The organism is Haloferax sp. YSSS75, assembly GCF_046764215.1.
Lineage (GTDB): Archaea > Halobacteriota > Halobacteria > Halobacteriales > Haloferacaceae > Haloferax.
Map to the genome: position 1 here is coordinate 234014 of NZ_CP177206.1, position 12970 is coordinate 246983.

The following is a 12970-nucleotide window of genomic DNA, read 5'->3' on the forward strand; positions in this document are numbered from 1 at the left end:
ATGGACCAGAGACGAGACCCGGTCGAACGCGCCGCCGATGGCTCGACTGACCTCTACGACATCGCGACGTGGGAAGAGCGAACCTCCGTCGATGGCCTCGCAGTCGCACTGTATCGTCTGCTGGTCGCGTCCACTCGTGTGGTGGTCATCCTCGCGGCGTTCTTCATCCTCGTGGCCATCGGTGGCCTCTCGGCTATCACCGACCCGCAAATCGGAGCGCTCACGCTCCTGTCGGCCTTGCCAGCACTCGGCCTCGCGGGCTACGTCTACTACACCGACGTCACTGACAGCGAACCACTGTCGATGCTCGTCGTGACGTTCCTCCTCGGCGTGCTCACGGCGACGTTCGCGGCGATTCTCAACTCGCTCATGAGCAACGTCGGACAGACGATTGCCACCGAACTGTCGCTCAGTATCGGCTTCTTCGGGTCGATAATCTTCTACTTCCTCGTCGTCGGGCCAGTCGAGGAGACGGTGAAACTGCTCGCGGTCAGACTGTACGCCTACTCACACAATAGTTTCAATGCCGTCGTCGACGGTGCCGTCTACGGTGCGATGGCCGGCCTCGGATTCGCGACTATCGAGAACGCACTGTACATCACGCGGAACCTCATGTCGTCGGGACTCGACGTCGGCGTCGCCGACGGTGCCGCGATTATCGGTGCTGGCGGTACCATCACGGCAGTTCGCGCACTCGCTGGGCCGGGCCACGTCATCTACTCCGCTATCGCGGGTTACTACCTCGGCCTCGCGAAGTTCAACAAGAAGAACGCCGGTCCAATCGTCATCAAGGGTCTCATCCTCGCCTCGCTCGTCCACGCGACGTACAACTCGACGGTCGGTATCGGTGCGGCCATCATCTCGTCGCTGACGGGACTCACCGCACTCCCGGCGTTCCTCGTCTTCGTCATCATCTACGACGGCATCTTCGGCCTCTACCTCATCGGGAAGATTCGTCGGTACAGCACCGCCTACCACGAGGCCACCGAACCGGGCCCACCGGCGTCGTCGTTCCCCTCGGAAGCGACCGAATTCGAGGACTGACGGCGGCGTCGCTTACTCTGTGAGTAATCTGTCGGTGTAGCCGTCGAGCATCGACTCGACGTACTTCGCGACGACGTCGACTTCGACGTGAACCGGGTCGCCGACGTCCTTCTCGGAGAGCGTCGTCAGGTCGTAGGTGGTCGGGATGATGGCGACAGCGAACGAGTCGTCGCGTCGGTCGGCGACGGTGAGACTGATGCCATCGAGACAGACGGACCCCTTCTGGACGACGTACTTCGCCAGCGACTCGGGGAGGTCGAACTCGAAGAACCAGTCGTCGCCGACCTGCTCGATTTCGGTAACCGTGGCCGTGCCATCGACGTGACCTTGCACGATGTGTCCGTCGAACCGGTCGCTCGCCGCGAGTGCGCGTTCGAGGTTGACGATGTCGCCCACCTCGACAGTTCCGAGATACGTCTTCTCGACGGTTTCGGCGGCGAGGAAGACTTCGAACCAGTCGTCGCCGTACTCCTCGACGGTCAGACAGACGCCGGAGACGGCGATAGACTGGCCGTGGTGGAGGTCGTCGAACGCGAGGTCGGTACGGATGCGGAGGCGGCGACCACCGTCGGACGACTCATCCGACGTGATTTCTCCTGCGGAGAAACCACCTTCGGAGTCAGTCACACCGACGATTTCGCCCGGCCCCTCCACGATACCAGTGAACATATCGACGGCTTCGAGTGGGACCGGTTAATGGCTACCGTTTCTGTCTACCGTCACGAATTCGTGACGCTTCTCGTCGCCCCATACAATTTAGTCCCCGTCGTACTCAGAACCTCTATGGACGTGCTCGCTCGGCTTCGAAGTAGTTTCGTCACGGGTCTCATTCTCGTCGCGCCGCTCGCCGTCACCGTGTTCGTCCTCCAGTTCCTGTTCAACCGCATCGCTGCGGCACTTCGGCCGCTGGTCAGAGAGATAAACCCCTTCCTCGCCGAGGCACTCAACTACTCGGGAGATATCGTCTTCATCTCGCAGATACTCGCGGCGCTCATCATCGCGGTGACCATCGCGCTCATCGGGTACCTCGCGTCGATGAGTATCGGGCAGCGTCTCTTCGGGAGCTTCGAGCGGGGTGTCGGACTCTTCCCGCTCGTCCGAACCATCTACTTCGGTGTTCGACAGGTCTCCGAGTCGCTCACCGAACCGGCCGCCGGGTACGACCGTGTCGTTCTCGTCGAATTCCCTCGTGAGGGTCTGTTCTCTATCGGATTCGTCACCAACGAGGCACCCACGTCGGTGTCGAAAGCGACCGACGACGACCTGTACACCGTGTTCGTCCCCAACAGTCCAAATCCGACCGCTGGCGCACTCGTCATGCTCCCGGGAGACGAAATTCGCGAACTCGACATGCCGGTTCGTCGTGGCCTACGCCTCCTCGTCACGACGGGCTTGAGCGTCGACGACCCAGAGACGCTCCCGGAGGGCCCGGCCGCATACTCACCAGAAAACGGAGTCAGCGCCGACGCTCCCGACGGGAGTGTCGACTCGGCGTACGGTTCGAACACGACCAAGAAGGGTGCAGAGTGAGCAACCTTCGTTAGCCGGTCAAGGGCCCCCAAAAGAGGACGATTCCGAGTGTCGTGACCACGGTGAGGAGCATCTGAAGTGGCCCGCCCACGCGAAGGTAGTCGGTAAAGCGGTAGCCTCCCGGTCCGTACACCATGAGGTTCGTCTGGTAGCCGATGGGTGTCATGAACGCCGTACTCCCGGCGAAGGTGACGGCGATGGCGAAACCGAACGGGTCGGCACCGAGTTGCTGTGCGGTGTCGATGGCGATGGGGACGACGAGGACGACGCTGGCGACGGGCGTGATGACGTTGGCCAAGAGTCCCGTGAGCAGGTAGAACGCCGCGAGGACGGCGATCACCGGGAGGAACGCAGTGGCCTGTCCGACCAGGTCTGCGATGAGCGCGACGCCGCCGGTCAACTGGAGTGCACGTCCGAGCGGAATCACGCCGGCGAGGAGGAAGATGACGTTCCAACTCACCGCGTCGTAGGCATCACTGGGCGAGAGGCAGTCTGTCGCCACCATCGCGACGACGCCGCCGAGTGCGGCAATCGCGATGGGGACGGCGCCGAGTGCGGCTAACCCGATGACCGCCGCGACGATAGCGAACGCTCGGAGTGCCGTCGTTGACAGCGCTCCGTTCTGTTCCATCACCTCTTCGGCAATCTCGCTCGTCACGATGAAGTCGTCCGTCTCGCCGAGGTACTGGGCCGTCTCTTGGGTCGTCTGGAGGAGCAACGAGTCACCGGCGTGCAGTTCGACGTCCCGGAAGTGTTCGCGGATGAGGTCACCACCGCGCCGGCGAACTGCGAGCACCGTCGCGTCGTATCGCTCGCGGAGGCGTGTCTCGCCAATCGTGTCGCCGACGAGTCCCGACTCCCTCGGGACGACGAGTTCGACGAGTGCGACGCGGTCTGGTTGGTCGAGTTCGAAGTCGGTGACCGCCGCCCGGGGGAGGTATCGAAGGTCTGCGAGTTGGCAGAACTGCTGAATCTTCTCCGGGTCGCCGCGGACGGTGAGCATGTCGCGCCCGTCGATATCGCGGTCGGTTTCGCTCGCGATGAAGTGGGTGTCGCCGCGGAGCACGTCGAGGATGTCGATGTTCAGGTCACGGTGTGCGTCGTCGGCGACGTCTCGCGCCGGATTGCCGACGAGTGGTGACCGCGAGGGGACGAGCACGCGGGCGAGAAACGGTTGGACACCGTAACTGGCCGTCCGGTTCCCCGGTTCGATTCGCTCGGGGAGGAGTCTGGGTGCGACGGTCAACAGGTAGACTGCGCCGACGAGAAAGACGACGATACCCAGTGGCGTGAACACGAACATCGAAAACGGGGGGTTACCCGTCGCGGCGGCGTACGCCTCACTCGCGACGAGGTTCGTCGCGGTTCCGATGAGCGTGAGTGTCCCGCCGAGCATCGACGCGTACGAGAGCGGGATGAGGAGTTTCGACGGCGAGACGCGCATCTGGTCTGCGAGTTCTGCGACCATCGGGATGAACACCGCCACCACCGGCGTGTTGTTGACGACGCCCGCGATGGGACCGGTGAGGCCGACGACGGCAGCGAGGAGTCGACTCTCGCTGCCGTGTGCGAACTGGGAGATTGCGTTGCCAAGCGTTCGAATCGCGCCAGTCTGGCGGACGCCCTCGCTAAGCGCGTACATCGCGAGGATGGTGATAGTCGCGGCGTTCGAAAAGCCCGAGAGACCGGTCTGGAGGTCGACTTGCGTCCACGGTTCGAGGACGACCAGCGCGACGATGACGCCGATTGCGGTCACGTCCGGCGGTGCCGTCTCCGTCACGAAGAGGAACATCGTGACGACCACGAGGGCGAAGACGACGAGCATGCCAGTCGTAACCGTGACCATGCGAAGGGTCGAATCGGAGACGGCTTAATGGTTGCCTGACTGAATATTCCGAAAACAAGGGAGTCTTCCGCCGCACGGCGGCGATGCCGCGAGTCTTTTGTCTACTCGTGGACTATCCGCGCTCGATGCGACTCGGAATCTTGGAAATGCTCGGCCTCGGGGCGTCACTCATCTTCGCGCTCCCGCTCGGCATCTTCGGCCTGACACTCCTCGCGGACGGCAGGACTGCCTTCGGTGCGGGGATGCTCGCACTGGCCGTCCTCATGGTCGCCCTCCCGAAGTATCTCACCATGCCACAGGACATTCCGACGATTGCCGCGGAAAAAGTCGCCGGCGGCGTCGCGAAAGACCCAGACGAAGAGGAGTGACGCGCTCTTGGGACGTCAGTCGGTCCAGCGAGACGGTTCCAGACCGGTCGGCGCGTCGGCGAGATAGCGGGGCCCGTCGTCGCCGACGACGAGGACGTCGACCAGTTCGACGTCTCCGTGGTCCGGGTGTGTAATCGCCGCACGAATTTTGAGGACGTTTCCGGCGACGAGTTCGGCATCGCCGTCGAGTGGTGGGGCCTCTCTGGCGGACAGGCCGATACCGCCGCCGACGTCTCTCGTCACCTCACTGTCCATCGCGAAGCCAAATGCGGCCGTCTCGGCGCGAATCTCGCTGCCGACGAATCCGGCGTCTGCACCCGGATTCGCTTCCACGAGCGCCACGTCGCGGGCGGCGTCGCAGGCCACGTTCGCCCGGCGTTCCCACCCGCCGTCGGCGTCGACGACGAACGTTCGAGCGAGTGCGCCACGATAGCCGTTCGGGCCGCGGGGTGACACGGAGACGACGATTGGTTCGCCCGGAACGAGTTCGACTGCGTCGCCGTCTCTCCCACGGGTGCCCGCCGTCACTGTCGTCGCGCCTGCGGTATCGACACCTTCGATGGCGAGCGTCGCGTTCATCTGCCGCCGGAGGCGCTCAGTCGAAAGCGGGGCGTCACCCCACACGAGTGTCTCGTCTTCGACAGACGCATCGTCGAGGATGACGGCCGCAGTTCTGATGGCCCGCGTCGCGGCCCGTTGGACCGCTTCGATAGCACCGTGCTCGTCTTCGTCTTTCGTGGCACGTGCGTCTCGCACCACCGTCGTAGACGACAGGTCGTAGCCCGCCGATTCGAGATGGAGTGCGGCGTCGTGGGGAACCGTCTGCGGCGTGAGGACAGTTCCCGTCGGCGCGCCGTCTGCGAGGACTGCTGCTGCGGCCATCCCTGCCGGGCTGTCGTCTACGCGAATCGACGCGACGGGCACGTCGGGAACGTCTACCGTCGCGGGGACGCGAAGATGCGTCTCACCGGGCAGACGGACGTAGACGACGTCGAACTCGACGTCGAGGCCGGTCAGATAGCCGCTCGTAGGGTCGTCCCCGCGGCAGACGGTGACGAACCCAACCGCGCCTGCGGCGTCGATGGCGGCGTCGATGGCGTCGCTCGCGCGGGGACCGAACGACACGGCAGTTACGCCTCTGGTTCGGGTGCAGGCGGTTCCTGCGCCGCCGCGACGAGTTCCTGCGTGTCTTCGTCGCGAATCTCGTTGTGGAGGAGGACGCTGATGGGCAGCGTCGGGGCCCCGCTGACGAGGTTCTCGAGGATGATGAGGCGCTCACGGGCGCGCGACATCCCGACGTAGAAGACGCGGCGCTCGTTGTCCGTGATGAGCGGGACGGGGCTCGTCGCGGAGGTGAACTCCTCGATACCGCGGGCTTCGAGTTCTTCCTCGGAGACAGAGGCGGCCATCTGTTCGACCACCTTCTCGGTCAGATCCGTCGCCATGAAGACGTGGTCTGCTTCACGACCCTTCGCGGAGTGAATGGTGCCGACGCGGACGCGGTTGGGGTCCATGCCCTCGTAGTCGCCGGAGAAGTACGCTTTGACGGACTTCCGCTGGAAGCTCGTCACCTTGCGGACCATGTCCGAGGCGGCGCTTCCGTTGGGGGCAAAGGGCGCGAAGTTCTTGATTTCCTTCGGCGTGAACTCGAGTTCGGTGATGTCGTCGACGCCCGTCTCTTCCTGTCGTTCGTCGATAGCATCGAACAGTTCGTCTCGGTCGTTCGTTCCGAACGCGGAGTCTTGCAGCATGTCCGCGAGACGACGGGCTTGCAACCCATCGACCGGTTCTTCGGCCTCCATGGCCTCGACGGCGCGGACGTACTGGGTGAGACGGTCGGTCCACATGCGCTGGTCGGTGAGCGTCGAGAAGGGGATACCGGACGGCAGGAACTCGTCGATGAACTGGAACATCTGGTAGCGAGCGCGGAACAGCACCATGATGGTCCCGTCGTCTTGTTCGACGGTGTAGCGGACGTTCCGGGCGAGTTCGAGCATCGACGGACTCTCGACTGCTTCGACGGCCCCGCCTTCTTTGCGGGGTTTGAGGTCCTTCTCCTGTCGCTTCTCGATGTGTCGAATCTCGCGGTTGACGACGTTGAGGACGTTCGACGGGAGGCGGTAGGAGTTGGGCAACACCTCGTCGTTGTCACGCTCGGCGTCGAGGAGCAGGTTTGGGTCTGCACCCTGCCACGCGTAGACGACCTGGTCGTCGTCGCCGGCGATGAGGACGCCCTTCATGTGCGGTTTCCACTCCTCGTACACGTCGTACTGGAGTGTGGTGATGTCCTGGAACTCGTCGATGACGAGGTAATCGACGTTGGGGACGAGCGCGCGTTGCTTGACCCGTTCGAGCATGTCTGCGAATCCGACGAGGCCGTGTTCTCCTTTGTAGGCGCGCCACGCACGGATGGCCTCGGGGATGTCGATTCGCTCGTCGTCGGAGGGCCACGTCGGCGTGTACTTGTTGCCTTCCTGTGCGTTCGGGTCTATCTCCGGTGGGAGACGGACTTCTTCGACGTTCCACTGGAAGGGGACGTCGTACCAGTCGGCGACGTCGCGGCGAGTTCGCTGTAACCACTGACTCGTCGCGATAATCTTGTTCCCGATGGTGGTCGACCGGGCAGTCCGGCGACCAGCACCACTGTACTCGTCTTGGAACTCGAGGCCGTAGTCCTCACAGAACTCCTGTTTGTCTTTCTCGCCGACGACGTCGTTTCGCGAGAGGTCCAGCAGTTCGTACGCCTTCGCGTGCATCGTCGAGACGTTCCCCTTCAGCGAACGAGGATTGATGTCGAGTCGCTCTGCGAGTCGGTCACGGACCTCGGACGCTGCTGCCCGGGTGTACGAGACGACGAGAATGTCGCGGATGGTAACGTCGTCCTGTTCGAGAATCGCTTCGACCCTGTCGAGTAGGGCCGTCGTCTTCCCGCTCCCGGGACCCCCGAATAGTCGGGTGACGGTCACGTCGGATTCGCTCATTGTGCACGTTCACGGCCTTATCGGTGATAAACGGCGTGCTTCCAACGAGGGCGAACGCGCCCGGAACCGATTCAGTGTGCCGGGCGTTCGCAGCGCACCCTGATGGGTACGTCGAGAACAGGTGCTGTGGCGTGGTCAGTCGTCGTCGGACGCGTTAGGCCTCCGGCGACCATCCGCATACGGTGCATGTCGCCGCGCCCATCTCGTGTAACGCCCCACAGTCGGGACATTGCAGTTTGTTATAGGATCGGTCCCAGCGTTCTGGTTCTGTCTCGTGACCGCGGTCGGCCAAAAACTGGTCGAACATGTCGTCACTGGGTGCTGAGGCCATACATGGTATGTTATGACATGCCCTTATTTAGTTCCTGCGGCGGTTGTGAACCGCCGAGAATCGGAGATAGAGACTGTCTCGTTGCCTTACAGGTCGTACAGGTGAGTGTACTTCGACTGCACGTAGTCGAGGAAGTCGTCGGCGGTGAAGTCCGCGCCAGTCGCCCGTCTCACGAGTTCGTTCGTCTCGTAGCGACGCCCGTGCTGGTGGACGTTCTCGCGCAACCAGTCACGTAAGTCGGCGAACTCGCCGTCGGCAATCTTCTCGTCGAGGTTCTCGATGTCGTCTTCGGCGGCGGCGAACAACTGTGCGGACATGATGGACCCGAGGGAGTACGTCGGGAAGTAGCCGAAGTTGCCGTACGCCCAGTGGATGTCCTGGAGACACCCTTCGGAGTCCGTCTCGGGACGGATGCCGAGATACTCCTCGTACTTGTCGTTCCACGCTTCCGGCACGTCTTCGACGGCGAGGTCACCCGAGACGAGTGCGCGTTCGAGTTCGAATCGGATGACGATGTGCAGGTGGTAGGTCAGTTCGTCCGCTTCGACGCGGATGAGGTTGTCCTCGTACACCTGATTCGCCGCTTCGTAGGCCTCTTCGACGCTGGCGTCCACCTCGGGGAAGTGCTCGGTGAACGTCGGCAGGAAGTGCTGCCAGAAGGCACGAGAGCGGCCGACGTGGTTCTCCCAGAGACGCGACTGCGACTCGTGGACCGAGAGGTTGCGGTCTTCGCCCAGTGGCGACCCGTAGTGTTCGTCCGCCAGGCCGAGGGTGTAGAGCGCGTGGCCGAACTCGTGGATGGTCGAAAACAGCGACCCGAGCGGGTCGGACTCGTCGTAGCGCGTGGTCACGCGAGCGTCGAACTGCGTGCCCGACGAGAACGGGTGCGGCGCGGTGTCGAGGCGGCCACGGTCCCACGGATAGCCGAGCGCCGAGAGGGCGTCGCGGACGAGTTCCTCCTGTTCGTCGGCCGGGAACTCGCCTTCGAAGGCGTCTACCGCGAGTTCGACGTCGGACTCGCGAACCTCCGCAATCATCTCGACGAGGACTTCACGAACTTCCGCGAGAATCTCTTCGGCCTGTTCGAGGGGGAGACACGGTTCGTAGTCCTCGAACAGCACTTCGTAGGGGTCCCGGTCCGGGTCGATGTGCTCGGCGTACTGTCGCTTCAGTTCGACGTGTTTCTCCAGATGCGGGGCGAACGTCTCGAAGTCGTCTTCGGCTTTCGCCTGTTTCCACGCCGGAATCGCCTCGGAGGACGCGGCCGAAATCTGTTCGACCAGTTCGTTCGGCACGCGCACCGCGCGCTCGTAGTCGCGGCGGAGTTCGCGGAGCACGTCGGCCTGTTCGTCCGTCGGGTCGTCTGCCTCTGCCGCGTCGAGGAGTTCGCCGAACTCGTCGTCGGTGAGGAGTTCGTGACTCAGCGCAGAGAGCGCAGACAGTTGTTGGGAGCGCGCGGGCGTCCCCGCGTCGGGCATCATGACCTGCTGGTCCCACGAGAGAATCCCACCGGCGTTCTCGACGTTGGCGATGCGCTTGTACTTCGCGAGTAGTTGGTCGTACGCCGATGCATCGTCCGTGGAGGATTGTGCCATATGATATCAGGTCGGGGCGGGTGCGTATTAAATCGCAGGAGACGGCGACTTCGGTGAGGTCTTTATCAGGTGTGAGAGGCCGTCTTACTCGTCACCGCCGTTGACCTTGTTGTTACCACCCCTGTTGTTGTCCACACTTTGGTCGTCACCATCACCGTCCGAGTCGAGGTTCACCGGGTCGCACTTGCGTGGTGTGGGTCGTCGAACAGGGCCTCCGGTCGATGGGCCGCGACGATATCTGGACAGTTTGTCATCGCCTTACCGGCCAGGTATCACCAGCAATCACCCGACGATGGTTATCTGGTCGGTGCCGGCAATCGGACGTCCACTTTCGGTTTCACCGGTTAGTTCTGCTGTCACGTCACCACTGCTGAAGCCAGTCGCCTCTTGGTCGAAGAACACGACCAGGTCGAGATATCCATCTCCGTTCACGTCTTCGAGACTCGACTTACTACTCGACGCAGCAGCGGGTCCAAACTGAACCGTGCTGACATCGACGGTCGTAGCGTCGAAATCTGCCGTGCTGAGGATTGCGACTGGTACGATGCCCTTGTTCTTGAGGTTGATTGGGCTTTCCTCATTCTCACCTTCGTCGTTTGGTTTGACGTCAACTACCACCGTGATGACATCTGCGACCGTTGGGTCGGTACCGTCTTGGACTTCTACCCCGTCACTGAGCCCGTCATCGTCCGAATCCGGGTCGTTCGGGTCCGTTCCGAGAGCGAGTTCCTCGCCATCGTTGAGTCCATCGTCATCCGAGTCGGGGTCGTTTGGATCCGTGCCGAGAGTCTGTTCCTCGCTATCAGTTACTCCATCACCATCAGAATCCGGTGCTGGGTCGTTCGGATCGTTGGGGTCGGTTTCTTGGCCAATTTCGGTGGCGTCATCTATCCCATCGCCGTCGGAATCACTCGCGTTTGGATCCGTTCCGTATGTCAGTATCTCTTCTGCGTCGGTGAGTCCATCGCCGTCGGTGTCGGCGTTGGCATCGGTCGGGTTCGCGTCTTCCCCGTCGTCCAATCCGTCGCCGTCTGTGTCCGGGTTGGTCGGGTCCGTCCCGAGGGAGGCTTCTTCACCGTCCGTCAGCCCATCGCCGTCCGAGTCGAGATTTGCTGGGTCGCCCTCGTCACTCGCATCGAGTGGGTCGGTCCCCTGTGTGACTTCGGCTCCATCGTTGACACCGTCGTCGTCTGTGTCCGGGTCGAGTGGGTCTGTTCCGAGCTCGGCTTCCTCACCGTTCGTCAGACCATCGCCGTCCGAGTCGAGTCCAGAGGTGTCGTCGTCACTGGGATCGGTAGGGTCGGTTCCGTCGACGAATTCCTGACCATCAGTGATTCCGCCACCGTCAGTATCTGGGTTGCGTGGATCTGTGACATAGCCATCCTGGTTCGTGTAGTACTCTTCACCATCGAGGAGTCCGTCGCCGTCTGTGTCCGGGTCGAGTGGGTCACTGGTCAGTGTCCCAATGGTCCGAGAGACGCCGTTTACTTCGGCACCATCGGGAATCCCGTCGTCGTCGGTGTCGGTATCTTCTGGATCAGTGCCAAGCAGTTCCTCCTCTCCGTTGGTCAGTCCATCACCGTCGTTGTCCAGATTGTCAAGTGGAGATTCATCCACACCATCGAGCACACCGTCACCATCTGTGTCCGGGTTGGTGGGGTCGGTTCCGGCATCGAACTCCTCGCCGTCAGTCAGTCCATCGTCGTCAGTATCCGGATTCCGCGGGTCGGTGACACGACCATCAGCTCCGGTGTACACTTCTTCTAGGTCGTCAAGTCCGTCACCGTCCGTATCAGTGAGGGTCGGGTCAGTTGTGTAAACGACTCCACCACGGGGGAAGCCAGCCACTTCAGTCCCGTCGGATATTCCGTCGCCGTCGGTGTCTGGGTTATTCGGGTCCGACCCGTAAACGTTGACCTCGTCTCCGTCACTGAGGCCGTCGCTATCGCTGTCCGGGTTGTTCGGGTTCGTCCCGAGGTCTGCTTCTTCACCGTCAGTCAGACCATCGCCGTCCGAGTCGAGTCCAGAGGTGTCGTCATCACTGGGGTCGGTCGGGTCCGTTCCGTCGTTGTACTCAGACAAGTCATCGACCCCACCCCCATCTGTATCGGCATCCGAGGGGTCAGTGATGTAGGGATACGCGCCTCCAGCAGAGACCTCTTCGAAATCAGTGAGACCGTCGTCGTCGGTGTCCGCGTCATTCGGGTCGCTGGTGTAGTCGCCGTTGACCCTACCGTTGACTTCTTGGCCATCAGATAGTCCATCGTCGTCAGTGTCTGCGTCGTTCGGGTCGGTGCCAAGTTCTGCTTCCTCTGCGTTGGTTAGCCCGTCCCGGTCGTCGTCGAGGTTGTCGCGGGGAGCTGGGTCCTCGCCGTCGAGCAAGCCGTCGCCATCAGTGTCGGGGTTGAGCGGATTGGTCCCTGGAGTGTATTCCTCAAGGTCAGATAGGCCATCGTCATCGGTATCGGGGTCCGAGGGGTCGGTGATATAGGGATACGCGCCTCCAGCAGAGACCTCTTCGAAATCAGTGAGACCGTCGTCGTCGGTGTCGTTGTCCAGTGGGTCACTGGTGTAGCCACCGTTGACCCTACCGTTGACCTCTTGGCCATCAGTCAGTCCGTCGTCGTCAGTGTCTGCGTCGTTCGGGTCGGTGCCAAGTTCTGCTTCCTCTGCGTTGGTTAGCCCGTCCCGGTCGTCGTCGAGGTTGTCGCGGGGAGCTGGGTCCTCGCCGTCGAGCAAGCCGTCGCCATCGGTGTCGGGGTTGAGTGGGTTGGTCTCGGAGGAGTATTCCTCAAGGTCGGAGAGACCATCATCATCGGTATCGGGGTCCGAGGGGTCGGTGATGTAGGGATACGCGCCTCCAGCAGAGACCTCTTCGAAATCAGTGAGACCGTCGTCGTCGGTGTCGTTGTCCAGTGGGTCACTGGTGTAGCCACCGTTGACCCTACCGTTGACCTCTTGGCCGTCGAGGAGGCGGTCGTCGTCGGTATCCCTGTCGTTCGGGTCCGTTCCGAGAGCGAGTTCCTCTTCGTCCGTGAGTCCGTCACCGTCTGTATCGGTCGCCGCCGCAACTGGCGACACGAACACCACGAATGGACCAGTCACCACGACAACCACCATCAAGATGACTACCCCGTGCCGAAGCACGTCGGACAGTGCCCACCGCTTTCTGCTCCGCGATGCCGCTTGTCGTGCCCGTTGTGAAACTGACATGACTAGTAAACGATTGGAAAATCGATATAGACGCCCCGTGATATACAGACACACTGTGAAGG

Annotated in this window: 10 protein-coding genes; 3 read left to right on the forward strand and 7 right to left on the reverse strand. The window is 62.3% G+C overall.

What is annotated here, in order from left to right; translation table 11 throughout:
• Positions 1–1044: a PrsW family intramembrane metalloprotease gene (locus ACK3R5_RS01295; protein WP_411967803.1), complete on the forward strand. Its 1044-nt coding sequence runs from the start codon at positions 1–3 to the stop codon at positions 1042–1044.
• Between the two features lie 12 nt (positions 1045–1056).
• Here ACK3R5_RS01295 and ACK3R5_RS01300 read toward each other — a convergent pair whose 3' ends face one another.
• Positions 1057–1713, reverse strand: coding sequence for a riboflavin synthase (locus ACK3R5_RS01300; protein WP_411967804.1), 657 nt, complete (start codon positions 1711–1713; stop codon positions 1057–1059).
• A 114-nt stretch (positions 1714–1827) separates the two neighbouring features.
• Between ACK3R5_RS01300 and ACK3R5_RS01305 the strand changes: the two genes are divergently transcribed.
• On the forward strand, positions 1828–2574 hold the full coding sequence (locus tag ACK3R5_RS01305) for a DUF502 domain-containing protein (RefSeq protein WP_411967805.1): 747 nt from the start codon (positions 1828–1830) through the stop codon (positions 2572–2574).
• 10 nt (positions 2575–2584) lie between these two features.
• Here the strand turns inward: ACK3R5_RS01305 and ACK3R5_RS01310 are convergent, their stop codons facing one another.
• The gene (locus ACK3R5_RS01310; RefSeq protein WP_411967806.1) at positions 2585–4420 is read right to left on the reverse strand and encodes an SLC13 family permease; all 1836 of its coding nucleotides are present in this window, start codon (positions 4418–4420) and stop codon (positions 2585–2587) included.
• A 125-nt stretch (positions 4421–4545) separates the two neighbouring features.
• Between ACK3R5_RS01310 and ACK3R5_RS01315 the strand changes: the two genes are divergently transcribed.
• Complete coding sequence (locus ACK3R5_RS01315; protein ID WP_411965275.1) at positions 4546–4788, forward strand: hypothetical protein; 243 nt, start codon at positions 4546–4548, stop codon at positions 4786–4788.
• 15 nt (positions 4789–4803) lie between these two features.
• Here the strand turns inward: ACK3R5_RS01315 and ACK3R5_RS01320 are convergent, their stop codons facing one another.
• From ACK3R5_RS01320 to ACK3R5_RS01340, 5 genes are all read right to left on the reverse strand, one after another.
• Positions 4804–5913: a M24 family metallopeptidase gene (locus tag ACK3R5_RS01320; RefSeq protein ID WP_411967807.1), complete on the reverse strand. Its 1110-nt coding sequence runs from the start codon at positions 5911–5913 to the stop codon at positions 4804–4806.
• Positions 5914–5918: 5 nt separating this feature from the next.
• The gene (locus tag ACK3R5_RS01325; RefSeq protein WP_411965277.1) at positions 5919–7769 is read right to left on the reverse strand and encodes a UvrD-helicase domain-containing protein; all 1851 of its coding nucleotides are present in this window, start codon (positions 7767–7769) and stop codon (positions 5919–5921) included.
• Positions 7770–7923: 154 nt separating this feature from the next.
• Positions 7924–8100, reverse strand: coding sequence for an HVO_0416 family zinc finger protein (locus ACK3R5_RS01330; protein WP_411965278.1), 177 nt, complete (start codon positions 8098–8100; stop codon positions 7924–7926).
• A gap of 86 nt (positions 8101–8186) precedes the next feature.
• Entirely contained in the window at positions 8187–9695 is a 1509-nt protein-coding gene (locus ACK3R5_RS01335; RefSeq protein WP_411967808.1) for a carboxypeptidase M32, read from the reverse strand.
• A gap of 282 nt (positions 9696–9977) precedes the next feature.
• Positions 9978–12962 (reverse strand): hypothetical protein, encoded by a 2985-nt coding sequence (locus tag ACK3R5_RS01340; protein WP_411967809.1) that lies wholly within the window; start codon positions 12960–12962, stop codon positions 9978–9980.
• Positions 12963–12970: the final 8 nt, after the last annotated feature.

Excerpts from the sequence above, each read along its gene's own strand:
- ACK3R5_RS01335 (WP_411967808.1), bottom strand. The coding sequence starts at position 9,695 with ATGGCACAATCCTCCACGGACGATGCATCGGCGTACGACCAACTACTC.
- ACK3R5_RS01295 (WP_411967803.1), top strand. The coding sequence starts at position 1 with ATGGACCAGAGACGAGACCCGGTCGAACGCGCCGCCGATGGCTCGACT.
- ACK3R5_RS01315 (WP_411965275.1), top strand. The coding sequence starts at position 4,546 with ATGCGACTCGGAATCTTGGAAATGCTCGGCCTCGGGGCGTCACTCATC.
- ACK3R5_RS01330 (WP_411965278.1), bottom strand. The coding sequence starts at position 8,100 with ATGGCCTCAGCACCCAGTGACGACATGTTCGACCAGTTTTTGGCCGAC.
- ACK3R5_RS01325 (WP_411965277.1), bottom strand. The coding sequence starts at position 7,769 with ATGAGCGAATCCGACGTGACCGTCACCCGACTATTCGGGGGTCCCGGG.
- ACK3R5_RS01300 (WP_411967804.1), bottom strand. The coding sequence starts at position 1,713 with ATGTTCACTGGTATCGTGGAGGGGCCGGGCGAAATCGTCGGTGTGACT.
- ACK3R5_RS01310 (WP_411967806.1), bottom strand. The coding sequence starts at position 4,420 with ATGGTCACGGTTACGACTGGCATGCTCGTCGTCTTCGCCCTCGTGGTC.
- ACK3R5_RS01305 (WP_411967805.1), top strand. The coding sequence starts at position 1,828 with ATGGACGTGCTCGCTCGGCTTCGAAGTAGTTTCGTCACGGGTCTCATT.